Annotated in this window: 18 protein-coding genes and 1 pseudogene; 12 read left to right on the top strand and 7 right to left on the bottom strand. The window is 57.7% G+C overall.

Annotated elements, in window-relative coordinates:
* Positions 1-19: 19 nt before the first annotated feature.
* The 5 genes from bioB (at position 20) to Q2941_RS12345 (ending at position 4,564) form a co-directional block, all read left to right on the top strand.
* Complete coding sequence (gene bioB / locus Q2941_RS12365) at positions 20-1,015, top strand: biotin synthase BioB (protein WP_458192654.1); 996 nt, start codon at positions 20-22, stop codon at positions 1,013-1,015.
* A gap of 50 nt (positions 1,016-1,065) precedes the next feature.
* Positions 1,066-1,419, top strand: coding sequence for an aspartate 1-decarboxylase (gene panD, locus Q2941_RS12360; protein WP_458192653.1), 354 nt, complete (start codon positions 1,066-1,068; stop codon positions 1,417-1,419).
* 79 nt (positions 1,420-1,498) lie between these two features.
* On the top strand, positions 1,499-2,653 hold the full coding sequence (locus tag Q2941_RS12355; RefSeq protein WP_458192652.1) for an 8-amino-7-oxononanoate synthase: 1,155 nt from the start codon (positions 1,499-1,501) through the stop codon (positions 2,651-2,653).
* Complete coding sequence (gene bioD / locus Q2941_RS12350; protein ID WP_458192651.1) at positions 2,650-3,294, top strand: dethiobiotin synthase; 645 nt, start codon at positions 2,650-2,652, stop codon at positions 3,292-3,294. The genes Q2941_RS12355 and bioD overlap by 4 nt, the downstream gene beginning before the upstream one ends.
* Positions 3,281-4,564 carry an adenosylmethionine--8-amino-7-oxononanoate transaminase gene (locus Q2941_RS12345; protein ID WP_458192650.1) on the top strand — a complete coding sequence of 428 codons (1,284 nt, stop codon included), beginning with the start codon at positions 3,281-3,283 and terminating at the stop codon, positions 4,562-4,564. The genes bioD and Q2941_RS12345 overlap by 14 nt, the downstream gene beginning before the upstream one ends.
* Positions 4,565-5,057: 493 nt before the next feature.
* Here the strand turns inward: Q2941_RS12345 and Q2941_RS12340 are convergent, their stop codons facing one another.
* From Q2941_RS12340 to Q2941_RS12325, 4 genes and pseudogenes are all read right to left on the bottom strand, one after another.
* Complete coding sequence (locus tag Q2941_RS12340) at positions 5,058-5,276, bottom strand: hypothetical protein (protein ID WP_458192649.1); 219 nt, start codon at positions 5,274-5,276, stop codon at positions 5,058-5,060.
* A 56-nt stretch (positions 5,277-5,332) separates the two neighbouring features.
* On the bottom strand, positions 5,333-6,397 hold the full coding sequence (locus tag Q2941_RS12335; protein WP_458192648.1) for a hypothetical protein: 1,065 nt from the start codon (positions 6,395-6,397) through the stop codon (positions 5,333-5,335).
* Between the two features lie 126 nt (positions 6,398-6,523).
* A complete protein-coding gene (locus tag Q2941_RS12330; RefSeq protein ID WP_458192647.1) occupies positions 6,524-6,778 on the bottom strand; it encodes a hypothetical protein in 255 nt (84 codons plus the stop codon).
* 335 nt (positions 6,779-7,113) lie between these two features.
* Positions 7,114-8,176: pseudogene (locus Q2941_RS12325) on the bottom strand (IS630 family transposase).
* Positions 8,177-8,401: 225 nt separating this feature from the next.
* Here Q2941_RS12325 and Q2941_RS12320 point away from each other — a divergent pair.
* On the top strand, positions 8,402-9,355 hold the full coding sequence (locus tag Q2941_RS12320; RefSeq protein ID WP_458192646.1) for a hypothetical protein: 954 nt from the start codon (positions 8,402-8,404) through the stop codon (positions 9,353-9,355).
* Here Q2941_RS12320 and Q2941_RS12315 read toward each other — a convergent pair.
* On the bottom strand, positions 9,340-10,188 hold the full coding sequence (locus Q2941_RS12315) for a hypothetical protein (RefSeq protein WP_458192645.1): 849 nt from the start codon (positions 10,186-10,188) through the stop codon (positions 9,340-9,342). The two genes, Q2941_RS12320 and Q2941_RS12315, sit on opposite strands and share 16 nt — an antisense overlap.
* Positions 10,189-10,470: 282 nt before the next feature.
* Positions 10,471-10,809, bottom strand: a complete 339-nt coding sequence (locus Q2941_RS12310; RefSeq protein WP_458192644.1) for a hypothetical protein — start codon at positions 10,807-10,809, stop codon at positions 10,471-10,473.
* Positions 10,810-11,235: 426 nt separating this feature from the next.
* Here Q2941_RS12310 and Q2941_RS12305 point away from each other — a divergent pair, with 426 nt between their 5' ends.
* The 6 genes from Q2941_RS12305 (at position 11,236) to Q2941_RS12280 (ending at position 19,382) form a co-directional block, all read left to right on the top strand.
* Positions 11,236-13,314 (top strand): methyl-accepting chemotaxis protein, encoded by a 2,079-nt coding sequence (locus Q2941_RS12305; RefSeq protein ID WP_458192643.1) that lies wholly within the window; start codon positions 11,236-11,238, stop codon positions 13,312-13,314.
* A gap of 71 nt (positions 13,315-13,385) precedes the next feature.
* Complete coding sequence (locus tag Q2941_RS12300; RefSeq protein WP_458192642.1) at positions 13,386-13,691, top strand: hypothetical protein; 306 nt, start codon at positions 13,386-13,388, stop codon at positions 13,689-13,691.
* A 615-nt stretch (positions 13,692-14,306) separates the two neighbouring features.
* Positions 14,307-15,179, top strand: coding sequence for a 3-methyl-2-oxobutanoate hydroxymethyltransferase (panB, locus tag Q2941_RS12295; protein ID WP_458192641.1), 873 nt, complete (start codon positions 14,307-14,309; stop codon positions 15,177-15,179).
* A 14-nt stretch (positions 15,180-15,193) separates the two neighbouring features.
* The gene (gene panC / locus Q2941_RS12290) at positions 15,194-16,042 is read left to right on the top strand and encodes a pantoate--beta-alanine ligase (protein WP_458192640.1); all 849 of its coding nucleotides are present in this window, start codon (positions 15,194-15,196) and stop codon (positions 16,040-16,042) included.
* A gap of 1,705 nt (positions 16,043-17,747) precedes the next feature.
* A complete protein-coding gene (locus Q2941_RS12285) occupies positions 17,748-18,683 on the top strand; it encodes a S1/P1 nuclease (RefSeq protein WP_458192639.1) in 936 nt (311 codons plus the stop codon).
* 495 nt (positions 18,684-19,178) lie between these two features.
* Positions 19,179-19,382, top strand: a complete 204-nt coding sequence (locus tag Q2941_RS12280) for a hypothetical protein (RefSeq protein ID WP_458192638.1) — start codon at positions 19,179-19,181, stop codon at positions 19,380-19,382.
* Between the two features lie 536 nt (positions 19,383-19,918).
* On the opposite strand, the gene Q2941_RS12275 is transcribed toward Q2941_RS12280, so the two are convergent.
* Positions 19,919-21,484: a radical SAM family RiPP maturation amino acid epimerase gene (locus Q2941_RS12275; protein ID WP_458192637.1), complete on the bottom strand. Its 1,566-nt coding sequence runs from the start codon at positions 21,482-21,484 to the stop codon at positions 19,919-19,921.
* Positions 21,485-21,875: the final 391 nt, after the last annotated feature.

Here is a 21,875-nt window from a genome sequence, read left to right as displayed (position 1 = left end):
GATTACGGACTTGAGGCCTATGGGTGTTGCAGTTGGAGTTGACGGGAACGAAAGCTATGAACGCGAAGAGCTCGGTGGAAAGTGGAAACGTACCGAGGCCGAAGCGCTCTATGGTCTGCCGTTCCCTGAGTTGATGTTTCGAGCGCAAAGCGTTCACCGCGACAATTTTGATCCAAATCACCTCGAAACAGCAAGCCTCCTCAGCATCAAGACGGGTGGCTGCCCGGAAGATTGCGGCTATTGCGCGCAAAGCGCGCGTTACGAAACCGGAGTGAAAGCGACCCGTCTGATGGATCGCGCCGATGTGGTTGCCACCGCGCAGCGTGCCAAGGAGGCAGGTGCGACCCGCTTCTGCATGGCAGCGGCCTGGCGCAGTCCGAAGGACCGCGATCTGGATCGGGTTTGCGAGATGGTCAGCGCCGTCAAAGAGCTTGGCATGGAAACCTGCGTCACGCTGGGCATGCTGGCGCCGGAACAGGCAGCACAGCTTTCCGAGGCTGGGCTCGACTTCTACAATCACAACATCGACACATCGCCTGAATTTTACGACAAGATCATCACCACCCGCGCGTTGCAGGATCGAATTGACACGCTTGAAAACGTGCGCGAGGCGGGAATCAAGGTCTGCTGCGGCGGCATAATCGGCATGGGCGAGCGCGTTGAGGACCGCCTCGACATGCTCGTCCTGCTGGCTAACCTGCGAAAACCTCCGGAAAGCGTACCGATCAATCTATGGAACGAGGTCAAGGGGGTTCCGGTCAACGATACTGCGGAGCGCCCCGATCCGATCGCGCTGGTGCGCCTGGTCGCCACCACCCGGATCATGATGCCAACGAGCGTGGTGCGGTTGTCGGCCGGACGGCATGACATGACCGACGAATTGCAAGCGTTGTGCTTTTTGGCCGGCGCGAACTCAATTTTCATCGGGGACGTGCTCTTGACGACCAAAAATCCGAAGACCGAGCGCGACGCAAACTTGCTGTCCAGGCTCGGCATCACGTCCGGACTTGCCTGAACCAACAGGGCGGCGAGCTCTCACGAAACTCCTTAAATCTTAGGTGCGGAATGCAAATTACCTTGATGAAAGGCAAGATCCACTGCGCATCGGTGACTGAAGCCGATCTGCACTATGAAGGTTCTATTTCAATTGATCGTACACTGCTGGACGCAGCAGGGTTCCTGGTTAACGAACGCGTCGAAATTCACAACGTCGAAACCGGCGCGCGTTTTGCCACTTTCGTGACCGAAGCGCCTCCCGGCTCGGGTGCCATTGACTTGAACGGTGCGGCCGCGCGACTGGCGTTACCCGGAGACAAAATTAGCGTCATTGCATACGCCTCATTTGGTGAGGTGGAAGCCAAAACGTTCAAACCCCGCATCGTGTTGGTTGATCGCGAAAATCGAATCGCGCCGGTTTAGTGGCCGAAAAACGGACCTAAGGCCGTTTTTCTTCGCGCCAACTGGAATTTTGCGTGATTTCGTTACCCGAGAAATGAGAATGAATTCAAACCACGCGAAAAAAGTTGCCGGATATGCCGCGGCGTTGCATGTTCTGAAAGAAGACCACCGGTTGCGCCGCCTCAATCCGCGTGAAGGAATCGATTTCACGTCGAACGACTATTTGGCGCTCGCGAGCGCGCCGCGCATGAAAGCGGCTGTTTTGGCGGCGATCGAGGCCGGCACACCGATCGGCGCCGGCGGCTCGCGGCTTCTGCGCGGCAATTGCGAAGAGCATGAAAGTCTGGAAGCTGAGGCTGCGAGGTTCTTTGGGGCGGAGACAGCGCTCTTCTTTGGCGGCGGTTATGTCGCAAATTTTGCTGTCCTGACGACGGTGCCGCAGAAAGGCGATCTGCTCGTTCTCGATTCTCTCGTGCACGCGAGCATTCATGAAGGCGCGCGAGCAAGCCGCGCTAATTTTTGTATAAGCGCACATAATGACCCGGAGGCGGTCGAACACACGATTCGTGATTGGCGGGCAAATGGCGGGGTAGGCCGCATCTGGATCGTGGCCGAAAGTCTCTACAGCATGGACGGTGATTTTGCGCCGCTCAAAGAGCTGGTTGCGCTCGCGGACCGGCATGATGCCTTCCTGATGGTCGATGAGGCCCATGCCACTGGTGTTTACGGCGAGCAGGGACGGGGGCTTACCGCGCCTTATGAGGGACGGGAAAATCTCCTGGTCGTTCATACCTGCGGCAAGGCGCTGGGCGCTGCGGGCGCGCTCGTCACTGCGTCCGGCGTGCTACGAGACTTCCTGGTCAATCGTTGCCGTCCGTTTATCTTTGCCACCGCACCCTCGCCGTTGATGGCCGTCGCCGTGCACGAGGCGATTCTGATACTTCAGCAGGAACCCGAGCATCAGCGGCGTCTCACCGAGCTGGTCGCGTTCACGCATCGGCAGATGAGAGAGCGCGGTTGGAAAAGTCCGTCCGATTCGCAAATCGTGCCGTACATCGTGGGCGACAACGCGCGTGCGATGCGGCTCGCCTCTCGACTGCAGGCTCGCGGGTTCGATATCCGGGGCATCCGGCCACCAACCGTGCCAGTGGGCACGGCCCGTTTGCGAATATCACTAACTCTCAACGTCAGCGAGGACGACGTGCGTGCAATGCTCGATGCCTTGATCGAGGAGACGAGAGGTGGACTTCTATGAGCCCAAGCATCGTGGTGACGGGCACAGATACCGGAATCGGAAAGACGGTGTTTGCCGCAGGGCTTGCGAAGCTCCTTGGCGGGATTTATTGGAAGCCGATTCAGGCGGGCCTCGGAGAAGAGACCGATACCGAGGCTGTGGCGCGGCTGGGCGGCCTGTCGGCCGACCGCGTCCTGCCAGAGCGTTACCGCCTTCGAACACCCGCCTCTCCCCACTATTCTGCCGAGCTTGACGGAGTACGCATCGCTCCAGAATCGCTCGAAGTGCCTGATACCGGGGGGCGGCCATTGGTTATCGAGGGCGCGGGCGGGCTGATGGTGCCGCTGAGCGGCGACACACTCTACATTGATGTGTTCGAGCGATGGCGGCTTCCGGTCGTGCTTTGCGCGAGCACAGCGCTGGGGACCATCAATCATTCGCTGCTGTCGATAGAGGCCCTCCGAAAGCGCGACATCCCCCTTCTCGGGATGGCCTTCATTGGCGAAAGAAATGCCGAAACCCAGACCATCATTCGCGAAATGGGGCGGGTGCGTTGGCTGGGCCGATTGCCATGGCTCTCTCCCCTCACGGCGGACACGCTAGAGGCAGCATTCAAGGCCTCATTTCGTGCAGATAGCTTCAAGTTGTATGCCAAAGAATAAGTCGCCGATCTGGCATCCCTTCACGCAACACGCTCTTCAAGACGAGATGACGAGGATTGTTCGGGGCGAGGGCGCCTATCTTCACACCGCGGATGGTCGCCGCATCATCGACGCAATCTCATCCTGGTGGGTGGTGACGCATGGTCATTGTCATCCATATATTGTGCGCGCAATCCAGGAACAGGCAGGCAAGCTCAACCAGATCATCTTTGCCGGGCATACCCACGATCCGGCCGAGGACGTTGCGGCGCAACTTCTGAAACTCGCGCCTCGTGGGCTCGAGCACGTCTTCTTCTCCGACAGCGGCTCTACAAGCGTCGAAGTCGCGCTAAAAATGGCGCTCGGCTATTGGCATAATGTCGGCCAGCAGCGAATACGCATCATCGTGATGCAACATTCGTATCACGGCGATACGGTTGGCGCGATGTCGGTCGGGGCTAGGGGCGTGTTCAACGCGGCGTACGGGCCCTTGTTGTTCGACGTCATCTCAGTCCCGTTTCCCGCAACAGGTCATGAACAGGACACGCTCGATGCCCTCGAGACCGCTTGTCGAAACGAAATTCCGGCAGCCTTTATTGTGGAGCCTCTGATATTGGGGGCTAGCGGAATGCTGATGTATCCTGCCTGGGTGCTCAGAGAGATGAAGCGCATCTGCGAGGCCTCGGACGTCCTGTTCATTGCCGACGAGGTCATGACGGGGTGGGGCCGTACCGGAACACTCTTCGCGTGCGAGCAGGCCAATATTACACCCGATATCGTCTGCTATTCCAAGGGAATTACGGGAGGAGCGCTTCCCCTCGCGGTAACTCTCTGTCGGGCGGATATTTTCGATGCGCATTATTCGAAGGATCGGACCCGCACGTTCTTCCATTCGAGTTCATATACCGCAAATCCCGTGGCCTGCGCGGCCGCAAGAGCCAATCTGGATCTTTGGCAAGATCCCCAAACTCACCAACGCGTGACGGCGATCGCCGCGATGCAAGAACAGGCAATTGAGCCATTCCGGGTCGATGCGCGCTTTGAAAACGTTCGCCGAACCGGCACGGTGACAGCACTCGATCTGAAGACGAGCGATCCGGGTTATCTGGCGGACATGGGTCCAAAGCTTCACGCCTTCTTCAAGAAGCGAAATCTGCTGCTACGGCCGCTCGGCAATACGATCTACGTTATGCCGCCCTATTGTGCGACAGCGGCAGACCTTGATGAAATCTATGCTGCCATCTGGGATGCTGCCAATGCGCTGGCTGGAAGGGACGCTTTGCGTGCATAGGCAGTCGGAGCTCCAACTTCTTATTTGTTCCGACGATAGGGCGAGTATCGCGCTCGCCCTATCGTGAGTCCGCGGTGGGCTTTGACGAAGGAGCCGATAGACGTTTGTCACGCGCGCAAGATTGAAAAGGGGCGTCGGTCTGCGCGATGGGTAGCTCTCGTCTGTCCGGGGGGCGCGGCGAGATCCAGCGTCTCGGCCATGTCAGTATAGTAACTCGTCCTCGAAACTGAGGCGCAGCTGCAGCGCTTTAAACAAGCGGAATCTATTACCGCCCAATTGAGGCGCTGCGTAGCACCCCGAAGGGCTGCTGCAGTTGAGCATCAAGGCGGGAAGCGCTACCTACTGAAAATCTGCCATCACTTCGTTGGAATGGTATTGGTGAAGTACCAAAAAGGCGCGAAGTCGTTCTTGTCGAGTGCGGAGGATCACGGCGACGACCCTTCTTCACTTGCTCATTGCAAGGCAGCATAGGAGTCAGGGGATTCGACCATCATCAATCGTCCATCCGCATTCGCCCAGTCGGGCCGATACCACTCTCGCCGCTCTCAAGCTTATCGAGCCGCGCCGAGAGGCTTTTTATCGCGCTCTCAGCGGCGCGGGCTATGGCTAGGACTTCGTCTGCGAATTCCTGTCCGCTGAGCTTGCTTCCGACTCTCGTTCGATCCGCCAGCTTCGTTATTGCATCTTCGAGTTGTATCAGGCTGAGTCGCATTCCTTCATTCCTAATGGTAGCACTGGGTCCGATGTCTATCCACGGGCCAAAAGCGCTCAACCCGCTAGAGACTTGGCGTAGTAGTCGAACAACTGTGTGCACGTGAGTTTGTTTTCGATGCGGATGTTGGGCGTCCCGATCACGGGAAGGCGGGTCGCAAATGGGGGATTCTCTAGAGGATCGTCCTCGATGTATGGGAACAGGGAGCTGAGCTCATCGACAACCTCACCCACATCACTGTCAGACATTCCAAAGGCCGTCCCGTAAATCTGCTTGGTCTCGCGTGATCCAGGATGCTTGAGTAGCGCCATGTTCTGCTTATGGTACGCAAAGCCAAGGAAGACGATGCACTGAGCCTCGCGTATTGTCGTCTGCATATTGTGCAGCACAGCCTCTTCCTCTATCCGCTCCGTGTAGGTCTTGATCGCCTTTGTTAATTCACGGAAATCCAACCGCGCGTGGTCTATGCCGCCAAACTGCACTTTCTCGAGCGGGCCGACCGACCCGTATGGGTGGATGATGTTGGCCTTTGAGACGATGCCTGCGGCTTGTTGCGGCCCGATGCCGTAGAGAAGCTGGAAAGCGTGGCCGAGGAAATATTCCAGGCATCGATCGTAGTTGAAGTTGATAAACGAAATGTCGCTCAGAATGCTCGCGACATCGGGCGCCTTCCTTCCCGGCCCGAGAATCTGCATGAATTTGACGAACCAGGAATCCCGAACGTTTGCCACGTCTAGCTTGTTGTGGATGTTCGACTGGTCCACGTAGAGCTTACAGCGTCGCTCCGCATTGAGGATCGCGCGGACAATCGCGGCCTTGCCAACGGTAACGACCTCGAGAGAACCTTCGTGTATATTCAGGAAATCATCTATCGAATTGGCAAAGAGCACGCCTTCATGGATGCGGCGGAAGGCGCCGTAGTACGCGTTCCAGTTCGGGGCGCCACGTTCAAAAAAGCTGAGAGCTAGGTCCTCATCGCGCGTGGTTCGCCCGATCTGCCCGTGATCAAGAACAACCCTCGTACGGTCCGCAATGTCTTCCGCTAGTTGTCTGCCGACCGGCAAGCCGATGTCATGCCCGGCACCTGCGCCGATAACGAAGAGTGTCTTGCGGTTGAACATTTGCCGAGCTTATCACGATTCGCGAAACAAATCGTATGCCGACGAATTTTAGGGTCACTTCACGCGAGGGGAGGGCCTGAAGGCTGCGTGCGCGACTTCCCGATAGTGTCTCAGTTTGAAATCGCGCTATTTCGAACAGCCGAGCTTTTGCATCATTTCCTGTATCGGTTCGGCCTCGGTCGATGAGTGGCCAGCTTTGATCGAGGCGGCTGCTTCTATTGCGAGCTTGGCGCAAGTTTCGGCAATAGGGTTTTGCACCGCCCCACTTGAAACGGCTGGGGTCGCCGGAGTTTTTGATGCATCAGTGATGACTGGCGCAGCGGTCAAGGTATAAACTTGTCCTTCCAGTCGTTTGACGCGACCATCCAGGCTGAAGGACACTACCAGACTTCCCCGTGGCCCTCCCGACCGGCCCGGCCCCTGGAGGTGCGAGACGCTCGGGCCACCGAAGCGCTGAGGCGAGGGCAGGGGGAGAGAGCGAGCGAGAGACGCTGTCGGCGCCTCAAGCCGCTGCCTCCAGGGCCGTCCGCTTGACACCCGCAGGCGAAACAGCTCAGGGCGAGCGAGCTTGGCGCCGCTTTCGTTCTCCACCTAACAGGATGCAACCTTGAGGCCGCGCTACAGTGGCGAAGGCCTTGAGTTGATCCTTCGCGGCGTGCGTCCACTCCGAGGTGGAAGCGCGACTTTTCAATGGCTTAGATTGATGCTGGCGCTCCCTAGTGTTCTGTCCCGGAAATTCGCCGACAAAGTCGTGCGAGTTTCTGGAGGATGGAGTCGGCCGTGAATCTGCATTGTGGGGGCAGATAAAGCGGTCGATTTTTTTGACGAGGCCGGAATCGAACTATCCCCGTCGGATTGCGCGTTGGGTGATGAGTGCGAAGAAGCGTTCGACCTGGTTAAGCCAGGAAGCGTAGGTTGGTGTGAAGTGAATGTGCCAACGCGGACGGCGGCTAGCCAGGCCCTGACCTTGGGATGCTTGTGGTTGGCGTAATTGTCGACGACGAGATGGATGTCGAGTTGCGCCGGCACATTAGCTTCGATGTGACGCAGGAAGGCGAGGAATTCCTGGTATCGATGGCGGGGTTTGCATTGAGCGACGATTGCGCCGTCGAGCACGTTGAGGGCGGCGAACAGGGTGGTCGTGCCATGACGCTGGTAGTCCTGGGTGACAGCTTCGATGTAGACGAACCCCATAGGAAGCATCGGCTGGGTTCGTTCGAGGGCCTGAATTTGGTCTTCTCATCGACGCAAAGCACCACGGCCTTTTCAGGCGGATTGAGATAGAGCCCGACCACGTCGCGCAGCTTCTCGACAAAGAAGGGATCGGTCGAGAGTTTGAAGCTGCGGGTGCGGTGAGGCTGCAGACCGAGAGTTGGAACAGGCGATGAACGGTCCTTTTTGGCAATCCCGGTCTTTTTGGCGATCGCGCGCACACTCCAATGGGTTGCGGCTTTGGGCTTGCGAGCGAGTGTCTTGGTGATCAGCTCGGCCACAGTCTCATCCTCAACCGTGCGGGGCCTGCTGGTACGCATCTCGTCGTAGAGCCCCTCGACCCGATTTGCGATGAAGCGATTGCGCCATTTGCCGATCGTATGGGCCGACACCAAGCCACGTCGCAACGACGGCATTGCTCGGCTCACGTTCGCAGGCCAGCACGATCTTTGCTCGCAGCGTCAGCACCGCAGGGAGCGAGCGCGATCGTGTCCTGCCCGTGAGCTACGTGCGCTCGTCGCTGGAAATCGTCAGCTTCGACTTCAGGCGCCGGTGCGCATCGGGTATCTTCTTCGATAAGGGCACCCGAAACCCGTGCAGCTATTATGCTACGAACTTACGGGGCAGAACACTAGCGGAAACTGAGAACGTGAGCGCAGCGCATTGAAAAGTCTAGGATTTAACCACCCGATTGCAGCGCTGTGTAGCACCGGGAGGGGCGCCGGTCGAGGCCCTGCGTTGCGGGTCCCGATTTCCGGCTATTATTGTCCGAATCGTTGCTCGGAAATTGCCATGCCAGATTGGGCGCAGAGTTTACTCCAAGCCATTTCCAACACTAGATGGTTGCGTTGGATCGGACTCAGGCAGCTTGCGAGCTGGTTTCTCGCGCGTCATGGACGAGCGATGATCGGCTTTGGTGCCAACTTCTTCGCCTCTCGGACGGCCTTGGAGCAACACAGGAGCTTCGACGATCTTATCGGAAGCACTGAAGCGGTAGATGCAATCTATATCACGGGGCGATCCTTTATCCGAAACGACTCGAAACGATTTCGACGCATCCGGAGATTGATTCTCCCCGATCCACGTAGCGATTCATTCCGATTTTATGAACAGAGCACGGGCGAACCGAATTTGGTCGACTCTGTGCTGAGAGCAACAGCGGTTTGCCGTGACGATATCAAGATAGAGGTTCGGTGGTGCGAAGTGCTCGTGCAGCAGTCAGTGCTTATCGGCGACTCCGACAAGAGCACCGGTTGGGTCCATGCCGAGTTGGCCGTGCCGTTCTCGAAGGCTAACTCACGACCAAGCTTTACGGTTACGAAAAGACGTTTTGAAAACGTCGTGAACTCCTATCAGGAGACCTTCAACCAGCTTTGGGCAGTCAGCTACACTCCCGACGCTTCGCCCGAACCACCTCGCAAGCCGTTGCGGATACTTCCCAAGCCGCCGCCGAAGATCGCGGCTCGGCTTGAAAGCAGGTTGCTAGAAGAGAATTGGATGCTGACTTTTGATCCGACTAGGGGGAGAGGTAAGCCGCTGGTCTTCTTGGATGGCGGTTCGTTTGGCGAGGGCGGGAATCACAACGAAACCCGATGGGAGCTGAAGGGGGACATCCTGCAAATCTACCGAGAGACGGGCGTGCTCCAGAACAGATTCCGCTATGATCGAACGGGCGACCGTTTCATCTGGATCAAGGACCCATCGGCAAAGGGCATTGATCATCAGGTGATCTACAACGTTCGATAGTCCGGCGGTGGCGTTTCACGCACGTCATCCGTTCTTTCCGCATCAGCTTCTCTGTCCACGATCCATCTTGAACGAAGCTTTAACGTGGCTCTGTCTCCGCATTTGCAGCTTATGTCCAATCCTTCCCGCGCCATACTTTGCAGGATTTCTTGCTTCTCACCGCAGAGCTTGCAATCCCAACTGAACGAGTGCGCTATAAAGGCATAACTACCGTTCCTTCGTGGCTCCACGTCATAGAGTTGACCACAGTTGCCGCACTCGATTGGACCGCTGGCCAGAGCCGCGATGCGTCGCTTGATCGCAGCCTCACACGTGCAATGATAAGTCACACTCTCAGAAAAATTAGCGTTCCAAATGGATGGTTCTAGTATGCGTTTAAGCTCGTCATGGATCAGCGTCGAACGCTCACGGCAGGCTGCTGCATCAAAGACTAGCCCGTTGCGCTGCTGCCTGACTGTTGGCACGTGCAGAAAGCTACCGAGTTGATGATATGACTTGGTGACCCATGCGGCTTTAGGGCGGCGGTCCTCGCCAAGATTTCTCCGTTCTCCATCCGGCTCCCCGCCAGAGCCCTCTCGCCGCCATCGAAGAAACGAACTCTGATCGGCCCAAGGATCAATCCTCACCAACTCCTTCATTACCTTGTCGGGCTGCCACGTCTCTATCACCTTGAGGGAAGCTTCCGCCAAATAGCCGGTGAGTATCTCATAGGATAGGGCCTCGATGCATTTGCGCAGCTCAAGACAGACATACGTCAACCGGTCAGAATCGCCAGCGGCCAAGAGCTTGCCTGCGTTTTCGAGATGTTGCTTTGCGAGCCATCTGTACTGCATTCGTCAAGTATCCCCTTTGGGTCCAGGCCAAAATTAAGGGTCACGAACGCAACAAGTACGCCGTGGAGATTGCTGCACGACTTCCCCCCGTGTACCCCGGGCCAGCCCGGCCCCAGGAGGGTGACGACGCAAGCACCTCAGCTTATCAGCGATGCGAGCCTCTGAAGTGCAGCAGCGAGGGCGGCGGCGCTGGCCGCATAAGCGCTCCAACGAGATTGTGCCTGCGCAGTGCCCGTCACGTCATACAGGCGCCGTGGCGCAGCCTGACCATCAGCCCAAACCTCAACCCGGGCTGAATAAAGCCAGAGGCGAGTCACAATGAATGCGCACACGGCTGAGGCCTTCCTCATCATTGGCAAGCATGGTGGCATAGTGGTGCTCGGCCATGCGTTTGATCTGGGCGTCGGAGAGCGTGGGAGTGACCGGCCGCTCGACGAGCAGCGCCTCAGCCTTCGCAATGGTCCGGTCGAAGTCAGCCAGCACGTGCGTTGCAGCCACGTTGGCAGCCTTGAGGCTCTTCGTGCCGAGTGACTTCTTAAGGAAGACTCGGCGAGGTTCATCGGCGTTGAGTACGCGGGCAACGGCCTCTTGCAGGCGCTCCGGTACCCTTGCGCTGAGCATAGTAGTTCCGTGGCGGTCCTTAATTACTCCCATCAGTGCGCGCGTCGAAAAGCTACGACCTTCTGCTACCACTTAGACAGCAGAAAAGCTAATGATTGCGCTATGTTACTGAGGTATCAGTACTTCTTGCGCCGCTAGCGCTCCCTAGCGGAGGGAGTGAATCCTGCGCAATTGCGCCAAAGTTCGCTCGATTTATGCGCGAGCTGCTACCTGAGGTGCGAGTCTGCGGCGAGAGGGCATGATATGCGGATCTCGCAATCGTTCTTGGGACAGTCGACGATCGGTCAATTGGCGACGCGAGCACGCTGAGTCTGAGGACACGAAGGACAAAGAACCAAAGCAAACCGCCCGGCCGGTCTCGTCACGGGACGAGTCGATCCCGGTCTCTTCGTTAGCCTTGTGTAACATACCCAACAGAGGTTGCGAATGGTCGGCATCTTTTTTCCGAGCTTACGTTTCGAGCGTGCTGATCAGAAGCGCACCGGAAATGTTCACGGATTGATTGGCAATTTGATGTCCGTATCAACGGCTGCGAAACGCTTCGTATTGCCAAATCTTCGTCGACTTCGGCCAAGCCTGCGAACTAAGATTGCCATGCTTGGAATAGTGGGCGTGCTCGTCACAGGGGCGAGTTGCATCGTGGGGCTCAATTATGTTGCGCAAGTGCAGCACGAGGCAGATCAGAGCGTCCACCTTCGTGCGCACTTGGCGGCGCTTTCAGAAGCGTTTCTTGAATCGCAGCAGCTAGCACTGGAGTTTCTGCGTAAGCACGATGAAGCGTTGATCGCGCGGCACGCCCAAGGCATCAGGAAGGAGCTGGCCCACCTCAACCAGATCGAGGAGTACGTTGCCTCCTTGCGGGAGGGCGATCCCCTGAAAGACGTATCTTTCCTGCGCGCTGGAATCGGCCTTTATGCAAGACGTTTCAACAACATCGTTTCAGCGCAGCGCGTCCTTGGCTTCGCCGAGAATGATGGGCTCCAGGGCAAGCTGCGCGACGCCGTGCATCAGGCCGAATCCCAGCTTGCGCAGTTCAATCAACCGCAGCTAACTCTGTTGATGCTGATGATGCGGCGGCACGAAAAGGATTTCATGCTGCGGCGTGAGGAGAAGTACGGCGATGAACTGGAAAAGCGGGTCGCCGAATTCGGAACCGCGCTTGCGTCTTCCCAGTTGGCGCCGGACGTCAAGACGGAACTGAAGGCGCTCATTGATTCCTACCGAGCTAGCTTTGTGGCCTTCATGGTTGCTCAACAGGCGTTGGATGACCAGGTTGATGATCTCGGGCAGATTTACGGTCGCAATCGTCCTCTCCTCCTGAAAGCGATCGCGGCGGCTGATGCCAGCTCTGCGGCAGCAGAAGAGCGTGTTTCGCGCATCCGCCAGATGCTAGGCTGGGGAATTGGGTTTGCCACGTTCGTAATCGGGTTGGTTGCCGTCTTTGTCGGGCAGGGCATAGCCCGGCTGATCACACGCATGACCAAAGCGATGCGCCAACTGGCGGCCGGGCAATTCGAGGTGACCCTACCCGGACTTGATCGTTCAGACGAGATCGGTGAAATGGCGCAGGCCATGGAATCGTTCAAGCTTAAACTAGGTGAGAAGGCGCAGGCCGAGATTGCAGCGAATCTGGAACAGGATCGATTGGCGGGGATGCGCCGGAAGGCGGAGCTGGAGAAGTTTGCGAGGACGTTTGAAGATGCGGTAAGCGGCGTCATCGACACACTGTCATCCGCCTCGACCGAGCTGGAGGCTTCCGCTCGCAGCCTGACGGACACGGCGCACAACACACAGGAAGTCTCTGACAAGGTCGCCTTCGCCTCGGAGGAAGCTTCAGGCAATGTTCAGGTCGTCGCTGCACGTACCGCTGAGATGATGGCGTCTGCTACGGAGGTTGGACGCCAGGTCGGGCAATCTACAGAAATCGCCAGAGGCGCCGTGCGTCAGGCGGAAGAAACCGACCGAAGGATAAAGCACCTATCGGCAGCTGCGCTAAGGGTTGGTGGCGTGGTTGAGCTAATCGCCGCAATTGCCCGGCAAACAAACCTTTTGGCGCTTAACGCAACGATCGAGGCTGCGCGCGCGGGCAAGGCCGGCCGCGGCTTTGCGGTCGTGGCGCACGAGGTAAAGTCGCTGGCAACACAGACAGCCAAGGCGACCTCGGAAATTGCAGAGCAAATTGCGGATATCCAGGCGGCCACGGAAGAGTCGGTCTGCGCCATCACGGAGATCGGTAGCAGTATCGGCAGGATCTCGCAAATCGCATCGACGATTGCTGCTGCGATCGAAGCGCAGGATACGGCAACCAAAGATATTGCGCAGAATATCCAACATGCGGCGCAAATGTCGACGCAGGTCGCCAGCAACATCCGGCAGGTTGCACTGAGCGCCTCAAGTACCGGCGCGTCATCCTCACAGGTACTGACATCTGCGAATGCGCTGGCCCAAAGCAGTCATCGTCTCAAACTCGAAGTAGATGGCTTTCTCGCCGCGGTCAGGTCGTGATCATCTGAAACTCGTGCAGAATTATTGAACCATTTGACGTGTGATTATTTGCTCTCACTGGGGGTTTCAGAATGCCCGCCTACCTTGCGTCGTATGATCTGAAGGAGACCAATCCTGATCCGCACCCCACCTTTTTGAAGCAAGCAGCGGCGCAGGGCTGGAAATTGTGGATACTTAGCCCGAACAACGTGCGGTATCGACTGCCAAACACAACGTTGGTAGGCTTATTTGACAGTTTGGCCGTTGCTGAGGCCAGGCTCGAAGCGGCCCGGTTGGCAACGGAGAACGAAATGGGCGGCACCGTTGCGACGAGCAAGTGGATTGTTGCGGAATACGGACCCACTCGCTTCAACTCTGACGAACGGCAGAGCGCGTAAGCTAGAGGCCGCCGGAGTTGTGCTGGCCGACCAGGTTCATCATGATCCTCGCTTGCAGCGTTGGCTTCGTCGGCCAGGAACTCAACGTTTCAGGCTGCTTTTTCGCCTGCCATCAATCGATAAAGCGAGATAATTGGCCGTGTGCGAGACGCCGAGGTTCTCAGATGGAGAAAATCCGCTGGCGCGTTAGGACCGGTCGAGGAGATATCTGTTGGCGCCATGCGGCCAATGAGTTGCCAGCCAATCGCGAAGGCAAACTCGAACCATTGTACATGGCATTCCAAGGTGCAACCCCGGTTCGTCTCGTGGTGTAGGCGAGATGCCGCGGCTTCGAGTCTACACTTTTGTGAAATTCAACAGATGAGCGAGGAATGGAACTGGTATCCTCTCTGGCGGGGCGGCGCGAGCCTGGCGCGCAGCCGGTTCGCATGTTGATAGCCACAAGGGACTTTTCATCCGATGATCGCGCAATCATTGGATGTTTTTGGCGCACCTTTCCTTGAATATGGAGCGCACGTTTGTTTTTTTTGCGCTCAGCATTGACAATTTTCTCCCATCTTTCTTAGGAAGCGACGACCCTGGATCTGCAGGGTCAGTCGACGGATCGGATTTAGGATGAGCCACATTTCGCAGGCGCCTGTCGAGCGCGTCACCATTCCAGCGCTTCACCGATGGAAGGGGGAGGGCCGGCGTATCGTAATGACCACCGCTTACGATGCGGTGACGGCACGCATCGCCGACCCAATCGTCGACATCATCCTTGTCGGGGATAGTGTTGGCAATGTCTGCCTTGGATTTGACAACACGCTGCCGGTCAGCATTGCGATGATGAACCATCATCTTGAAGCCGTAGCGCGCACAAGGCCTCACGCCTTGCTTATAGCCGACATGCCCTTTCTCAGCTTTCACCTCAGTCCCGAGGAAGCCATCCGCAACGCCGGAGGTTTCCTGCAACGTGGGGCCGACGCCGCGAAGCTTGAGGGTGGGGCCAAGCGTGCCGAAATCGTACGCGCATTGGTTGATTGTGAGATTCCGGTCATGGGCCATCTCGGCCTGACGCCGCAGAGCGTCAATGTTATGGGTGGTTTCAAGGTGCAGGGTCGGAATGCCGATGATGCTTTACGTCTGCTCGACGACGCCTACCGTCTACAGGAGGCTGGATGCTTCGCTATCGTTCTGGAGGGTATCCCGGCAGAACTCGCTGCCCGAGCGACCGAGATTTTGACAATACCGACGATTGGAATCGGGGCTGGCCCCAGTTGTTCGGGCCAGGTACTTGTATTTCATGATGTGCTGGGCTTAACCGAAGGCCGTCGGCCAAAATTCGTTCGCACCTATGTCGAGGGTTTTCGGCTGTTGCAGGAGCCGCTGTCACACTGGGCCGCAGACGTCCGCAACGGCGCATTCCCGACGCCTCAAGAATCCTATCGGCTTCCCGAAGGCATGAGTGAGGCGATCTCAAACTGGGCGCCTTCCAATCCAACCTGATGTAAAGTCAAAACATGCAAACGATTACGACGGTCGCTGAGCTTCGTACCGCTCTCGCAAAAGCTCGTGACAAACGGGTCGGCTTCGTGCCGACAATGGGTTACCTGCACGACGGCCACCTGGCATTGGTCGAGGCCAGTCGTGCGCAATGCGACGTCACGGTCGTCAGTATCTTCGTCAATCCCACTCAGTTCGGGCCGAACGAGGATCTTGGCACCTATCCGCGTGCCTTTCTGCGGGATGAGAGGCTGTGCCGTGATGCCGGCGTGACCATTCTTTTTGCTCCCGATGCAGGGGAGGTCTATCCGGCTCAGTTTGAGACCTTTATCGAACCTGGCGAACTGGCAAAATCGTTGTGCGGATCTTTCAGACCTGGACACTTTCGCGGTGTCGCGACCGTCGTCTGCAAGCTGTTCAACATTGCGCAGCCCGATATCGCATTTTTCGGGCAGAAGGATTTCCAGCAATGCGCGGTCGTGCGTCGCATGGCAGTTGATCTCAATCTTCCTGTCGAGATCGTCACAGTGCCAACCGTTCGCGAGCCGGACAGACTCGCTATGAGCAGCCGCAATCGCTATCTCAACAAAGATGAGCGCCGGCGGGCTCTTGCGATCAGTCGGGGTCTGTTCGCGGCGGAGGCCGAATTTCACGCAGGCGAGCGCGAGTGCGAGAAACTTATCATGATCGCCAGGCGGCATTTGGATGGGGTCGACCGGCTACAGTACCTTGAGCTGGTCGATGCCGATACGCTTGAGCCGGCGTCGAGTCCCTTAACTAATCCTGCGGCTCTGTGCGCTGCGGCCTACGTCGGCTCGACGCGGCTGATCGATAACGTAATCCTTAAGCCGGAAGTCGGCACGTAGTACGAGCGATCTGGCTCGAGCGACGATATCGCGGCTCGACGACTCTAGGCGGTAAAAAGGCGCGATCGCGGCGCGCGATGCTGACTGCTGAGCATGAGTGCGAGCGTCACAATATCAAGCACATAGCGAAACAGGCACTCGATGGCGGGGCCAGCTGCTGGAAGCAGACTACAAATGTGAAGATCCTTTGCCTAAGCTTTCCAATGCAGCCGGTCTTGTCGTCTTTGCGGTGATTTTATTCACCGCCCGCAACCCCGCTGTTCGCAGATAAGACCAAATTTGGTCTGCCGTGTCCGCCTTCGCAAGGAGCGCTGAGCGCCTCACGCTAAGCCAGCCTCAAAGGCAACACCTCGGCCGGTCCGAGTGTCCATGCTGATTTGAACAGTTCGAGACCACTTGGCGTCGGATTGCTGCGCTTTGAGAGTGCGAAGGCGTCGCCAAACTCTATTTCAGTGTGGCCGGATGCAAGTTATCAATCGATCTCTCTAAAATTCGTCGAAAATTGCCGATGGGGTGCAGGATTTAGGCTCAAGTCCGCTACGGATTGCACTAATCAAGATTGAACGACGCGTATAGTCACCAATAACGGCAAGGCCCTCCAATGGAGCGGTTGCTTCGTCAAATCGGTGCGCAATCAAGCGATGGCGCGCGGTGTCCCGTACACGCTGGAAGCTTGGCGCCGGCCGAAGTCGCGCATGGCTTGCGCGCGTAGTGCTGCGCCGAAGGAAATGCCGGGCGCGAGGGGCTATCCACGTAACGCCGACAGGAGGCAAGAATGCAAAACAGCTCCCATAATTCGGGGCATGGTACAGCAAGGTGCTGTGCGATCTGCGGTGGAAGGTTCGGTCTGATCCGCTACTACTGCTGGCGAACGGCTCTTTGTTCCAAGAAGTGCGTCGACCGTTTCAGAGTGCGGCGGGAAGGCGATCATAGATGGCTTTCCTGGCTGCGAGGGCCTAGCCCCATCGAGATCGGTTCAGGACTCGGCGTGTGATCTGCGGTTGCCCCGAGATCAGCGGGACTTCGAATACAGGGATCGCTGACAAGTCCCAGGCTGGATGAAAACCCTGACGGGCCATGCTATGAAATTCATCCTCGTGAATCACAGGACCCCGCACGGCAACACAACCTGCAGTGGATGTTCTCGGTCCTTAGGTCCAGGTTATGTGCGAGACGCGATAACGGGAGGAGGATATTGCGAGTACGACTGCTATCGACGTCGTCACCTGACAGCGATCGCCTTGCCTTACCTGACAGCCCGGGGCTTCTTTAGGCACGATACGCAAGCTCTCGTTCCTGTTGGATTTGAGGCCTTGCTGAGTGCAGCTTCATGTTGGCTTAACGTCGGCCTCGCCACAATGTCATGGATCAATACGGTGGCGTGTCCCGGCCAGCCCTCTAGGTCTGAAAGACCTCCATTGGCTTAACCTCGGAGTGGTGTGGACCGCGCGGGACTTGCGATGGTGTGTGCGGATTGAACTGATGGGGAGCTTGCGTGATGACGAGGACGGCGACCGGGCGGCGCTCCGGCAAGACGTCCACGGCATTGCGATCCGCACTTGGTTTGAACCCGCGTTGCCGCCCAAGCGCCCCTTACGTGGCAAGCGCCGTCTTTCCTTCTTTTCGACGACATAAATGACGTGTATGAATCCGTATCCGCAACGTCAGCGGGTTCTTTTGCGTTTCCAATTCGATGAGGATTTCCATGAAGAGACGTTTCTGGATCGCTTTGGGCTGTGCAGTGCTCCTGGGGGCGCCCGCCAACGCCTGGAATAACTTCGGACATATGGAGGCGGCTGCGCTGGCCTGGAGTCAGCTGACCCCCGCCGCCAAGCAGGAAGCCACGCGCCTTCTCAAGCTCAATCCTCAATACGATGGCTGGATCCAGGGCGTGCCGGCAAGCCAGCGTGACCAAATCGCGTTCGTCAAGGCGGCGACGTGGCCGGACCAGATCAAATCGCTCAGCGACTACCACAACGACGGCGACAGAAACGGCGATGTTGCGCCCCAGACGCCCGAAGCTTCGCAGAACATCGGCTATGCAGATCACTTCCGGCACAAATACTGGCACTTCATTGACGAACCGTTTTCGACGGATGGTACCTCGTTGCAGCAGCCGCAATCGCCCAACGCACAAACTCAGGTTGCTGTCTTCAAAAGCACGCTTGCCGATAAGACGGCATCGGACGACGTGCGCTCATACGATCTTTCCTGGCTGCTGCATCTCGTCGGTGACCTGCATCAACCGTTGCACGCTACCTCCCGCTTTACGCACGCCGAGCAAGATGGCGACGCTGGCGGGAACGACGTAAAGATCAAGTGCACCAAGTGTGGAAGCGCCAGAGAGCTTCACGCGTTCTGGGACGGGCTCTTGGGACCGACCAGCGCGCCGCCACAGGATACGATCGACGCCGCAGCGGATCTTCGTACGGTGGATAGCGGTTCGACGAATGAGAACGATTGGATCCACGAGAGCTTCGAGATCGCCAAGCAGTCAGTGTACGCGCCGCCGATCCGCGGCGGCGATGGCCCGTACAAACTCACGCAGGCCTATCAGTCGAGGGCCCACAGGATCGCGAACCAGCGGATTGCGCTCGCCGGCGCCAGGATTGCGGCGATTCTCAACGACGCATTCAAATGAGCGTCCGTCTGGGTACTCATCATAAGTTGTTGCGCACGATGGCCAAGCATCCCAGCAGTAAACGTTCGATAGGCGAGCATCACGGCTAGACGTTTTTCGTGTTCACAGCAGCTCGCCGTATCACTTCGCGTGAGAACGAGCATGCCAAGACGTACCGTGCTCGAGTGAGATGCATGCCAGCGCCTTCGGCAGAATAGAAGGCGCGAGCAAAAAATCGGCGCGCTTCCTATTATTTGGCAGCCGCTCTGGCATTGGCCGCTCGCGTTGAGCGGGGCCGCCGCTTCTGGAGGCGGCGGCCCCTTGCCGCGAAGGCGCCGGTTACGCGAGACATCGGCACGTCCGCGACCGCCACCAAAATGAGCGCGGTTCATGTACGGCGACAAGGAGCTTTGCTCGTTAGTATTACTAATCAAGGTTTCCGCAATGCGATGCTGCGTGGTGCTGCGGGATCCGATATATTAGTAAATTCAGGTTATTCGTTTATTTGAGAGATAGATGTCGCATTCAGTTGAGTTGATAGTCAACGGCTATGTCAGACTAAACGACCGTGGCGCACTGGAGAGCCTTCTTGCGCATCGGCAGGAGTTGCTCAGGCAACTAAAGGGCGTCACCGGCATCGATCCAAGACAAGTCGTCGCGCAAGTAAGCCAAGAAATCGCAGTCATCGAAGCTGGACTTGCGACGATCGCGCCAGAGTGACGCGCAGGCGGCTGCTCAGTAGAGAAATGTGGTGTTGGATCCGTCGCCATGGCTTTCACGCCATGCGGGCTAATCCGGAAACGACTAGCGCGAGCATGGTGATCCGGAGGCACTAGCTACGGCGGGTCACGACTGGTGTTGGTACCATTGCACAGCAACGGATTCGTCTGCGAGCCAATTGTTCATGCCGGCTCTCGCGCGAAGGCCCCCTGAGCGGGGATTCTCGGCAACGATCCGCGACGTCTCTTCGAATGTAAACGGCGCACTATACCCGTCCGTACAATATCCAGCCGAGAAGCATTCGAAACAGGCTGGTATCTGAGCGTTGCCAGCGGGTTGGATTCAAGTACCAGCATCGGGCCCGGCAGGCAGCCAGTTCGTTTGTTTTTGATGGAGAAGCGCCAGGCCACGATCATCACCCCATCGTTGCACATCCTCGGCCTTGCGCTTGACCGACTTGCGCTGGTTTGTCACCCCGCTCGGCGACTTGCGAGATGGCAAGATGGTGCAGCTCGTTCAGGGCGATGTGCGGGTACTCAATAGGAAGCGAAACGATCCACGCCCGTGCGGGAGGCCGCGTGTTTGGTCCCTGCGATGCGGTTCGTCACGTCATCGCGGGTCTGCGAGGCGAAGCGGTCATCGAGGTCCTCTTCGATCACCCCGGCTGCGTATAACTGATCGAGCAGGTCGGCGACTGCAAGGACGCTCGGTCCGTCGGTCGTGACCCGCATAACCAGCCCCGACGCTGTACAATTGCCGCACGCGATCTGATGACCAACGGAAGTTGGAGCGACATCGTCGAGCACGTGGTGTTCCATGTTGCGTGAGCGTAGATGGAAGGAGCGGTTTCCTGCTTTGTATTGCAAGTCCCTGCGGAAGCGGATCGGCAGGTCGGGGGCTGGGCTCTCGAGCATATGCTGGTCGATCATTCTCTGCAGTCCCTCGCGAAACTCGTCAGGCGTCCTGAAGACGCGTTCACCCACGATGCGGTACCCGAGAGGCCAACGTTCGCTACCCGGCACCGGCGTCACCAGTGTTAAACGTCCCTGGGGCATATTTACCAGGAAGCCGGAAACACAGGCGATCGTCGTTTGGTCGCGATCCAGCAAGGCGATTGCATCATTCTTGTTGGCGCCCATGAGCTTCTCCTTTCGCTCGCGCGCCCGCCCGGTGAGAGCCTTTGCGATCGGCGCCTCCTTGCCTTGCAGGATGAGTTCGACCCCCATCAGCTCCTCAGCCGAAAACGCCGTGTGAATCTGATTCGGATGTCTCGTGCTCAACACGGAAAAACGATTCGTCGTAGTGCCGTGCAGGTTGAAAAGCGCGAGCACGCGCCTCGTGAGCGCCTCATCCTTGAGCGGCGCGGCCGTCGTTGTTTGCGGTAATGCGCCCGTGATCTGATAATAGTCGAACAGAAAGCGGTCGTAGTGTGGGTTGTCCATGGGATCTGTGGCCCAGTAGCAGAAGCCAGTACGGGCCGCCGAACCAAACATCTCGCTCGTAGCGCCAACCACGCGACGCCAAAGCTCTGCATGTTCTTTGGTATACTCGTAATAGCCTTTGAAGCGATCGGCCGAGAGGCCACAGAACCAGCAGCCGACGCTGCAGCCTTCGCTCAGCTCGAAAGCGATAATGGGGTGTGTAAACGACGGCGCCGATCTGCCCAATTCGTCGTCGCAGCGCCGGATTTGGCGTTCGCGCCAGGCATGAAAGCGCGGGTTGATTGTCGACATCTGGCCTCTGTTGCGCAGGAAGTCCCGATGGCGCAACATCTCGCGGGTATACTCGTCCCACATCATAGCCAGCGGCCACGGGGCAGAATCCGACTTGAAGCGGTATTTCAGGTGGTCAGCGCGCCAGAGCGGCAGCATTTCCATCGGGTCAACTTCGATGCCGTGGCGCTCTGTTACCGCTCGAGGCGCGTCGACGTTCTCCGAAAGCGCCCTGCGGAACTCCATGTCGCCGGCAAGCCGCTCCATGAAGCGCTTGACGTGTGACAACGTGCGCCATTGTTCGGGTGTGCGGCGGTCGAAAAATTGTCGGCGGTGTTCGCCCTGACGGTTCCGATGCGCCCTTGCCGCATTTCGTAGGACGGATGGCATGATCTCCCCCTGACGAAGTTTGCTTTCATGTTCTCTGCGCACTCGGCTTCAACCGATCAAACGCGGCGAGAGCTAAAACTTACGTCACTCTACGACCACAATGACAACTACAACGACTAGAACGACCGCGGCGAAGCTGGGGACCATTTCCGGGACTTGCACAGCGCTCATCGGTGCGTCCGTCGTGGAGCTAGCCAACGCAGTGGTCTGTACAAGGCTCGTCGACGCCGCAATGCTCGAACCTTGCTTTCGGCCTGCAATCGCGTCGACCTTCTTAGTTGTGAAATCCCCTCGGCTAGGCGATGGGATGCAACTTTTAACCTCATCAAGCGTGAAGTTGTAGCCGAGGCGGTTTCCCATCGCCACAATCGGTGCAAGTCCTGTAGCGTAT

The organism is Bradyrhizobium sp. UFLA05-153, assembly GCF_054185185.1.
The sequence above is the reverse complement of the archived record's forward strand: the minus strand, read 5'-3'. Positions and strand labels throughout refer to the sequence as shown.

What these genes read in the sequence shown, in the direction of transcription:
- bioB (WP_458192654.1), top strand. Translation starts at nt 20, where the DNA reads ATGGGTGTTGCAGTTGGAGTTGACGGGAACGAAAGCTATGAACGCGAA.
- panD (WP_458192653.1), top strand. Translation starts at nt 1,066, where the DNA reads ATGCAAATTACCTTGATGAAAGGCAAGATCCACTGCGCATCGGTGACT.
- Q2941_RS12355 (WP_458192652.1), top strand. Translation starts at nt 1,499, where the DNA reads ATGAATTCAAACCACGCGAAAAAAGTTGCCGGATATGCCGCGGCGTTG.
- bioD (WP_458192651.1), top strand. Translation starts at nt 2,650, where the DNA reads ATGAGCCCAAGCATCGTGGTGACGGGCACAGATACCGGAATCGGAAAG.
- Q2941_RS12345 (WP_458192650.1), top strand. Translation starts at nt 3,281, where the DNA reads ATGCCAAAGAATAAGTCGCCGATCTGGCATCCCTTCACGCAACACGCT.
- Q2941_RS12340 (WP_458192649.1), bottom strand. Translation starts at nt 5,276, where the DNA reads ATGCGACTCAGCCTGATACAACTCGAAGATGCAATAACGAAGCTGGCG.
- Q2941_RS12335 (WP_458192648.1), bottom strand. Translation starts at nt 6,397, where the DNA reads ATGTTCAACCGCAAGACACTCTTCGTTATCGGCGCAGGTGCCGGGCAT.
- Q2941_RS12320 (WP_458192646.1), top strand. Translation starts at nt 8,402, where the DNA reads ATGCCAGATTGGGCGCAGAGTTTACTCCAAGCCATTTCCAACACTAGA.
- Q2941_RS12315 (WP_458192645.1), bottom strand. Translation starts at nt 10,188, where the DNA reads ATGCAGTACAGATGGCTCGCAAAGCAACATCTCGAAAACGCAGGCAAG.
- Q2941_RS12310 (WP_458192644.1), bottom strand. Translation starts at nt 10,809, where the DNA reads ATGCTCAGCGCAAGGGTACCGGAGCGCCTGCAAGAGGCCGTTGCCCGC.
- Q2941_RS12305 (WP_458192643.1), top strand. Translation starts at nt 11,236, where the DNA reads ATGGTCGGCATCTTTTTTCCGAGCTTACGTTTCGAGCGTGCTGATCAG.
- Q2941_RS12300 (WP_458192642.1), top strand. Translation starts at nt 13,386, where the DNA reads ATGCCCGCCTACCTTGCGTCGTATGATCTGAAGGAGACCAATCCTGAT.
- panB (WP_458192641.1), top strand. Translation starts at nt 14,307, where the DNA reads ATGAGCCACATTTCGCAGGCGCCTGTCGAGCGCGTCACCATTCCAGCG.
- panC (WP_458192640.1), top strand. Translation starts at nt 15,194, where the DNA reads ATGCAAACGATTACGACGGTCGCTGAGCTTCGTACCGCTCTCGCAAAA.
- Q2941_RS12285 (WP_458192639.1), top strand. Translation starts at nt 17,748, where the DNA reads ATGAAGAGACGTTTCTGGATCGCTTTGGGCTGTGCAGTGCTCCTGGGG.
- Q2941_RS12280 (WP_458192638.1), top strand. Translation starts at nt 19,179, where the DNA reads ATGTCGCATTCAGTTGAGTTGATAGTCAACGGCTATGTCAGACTAAAC.
- Q2941_RS12275 (WP_458192637.1), bottom strand. Translation starts at nt 21,484, where the DNA reads ATGCCATCCGTCCTACGAAATGCGGCAAGGGCGCATCGGAACCGTCAG.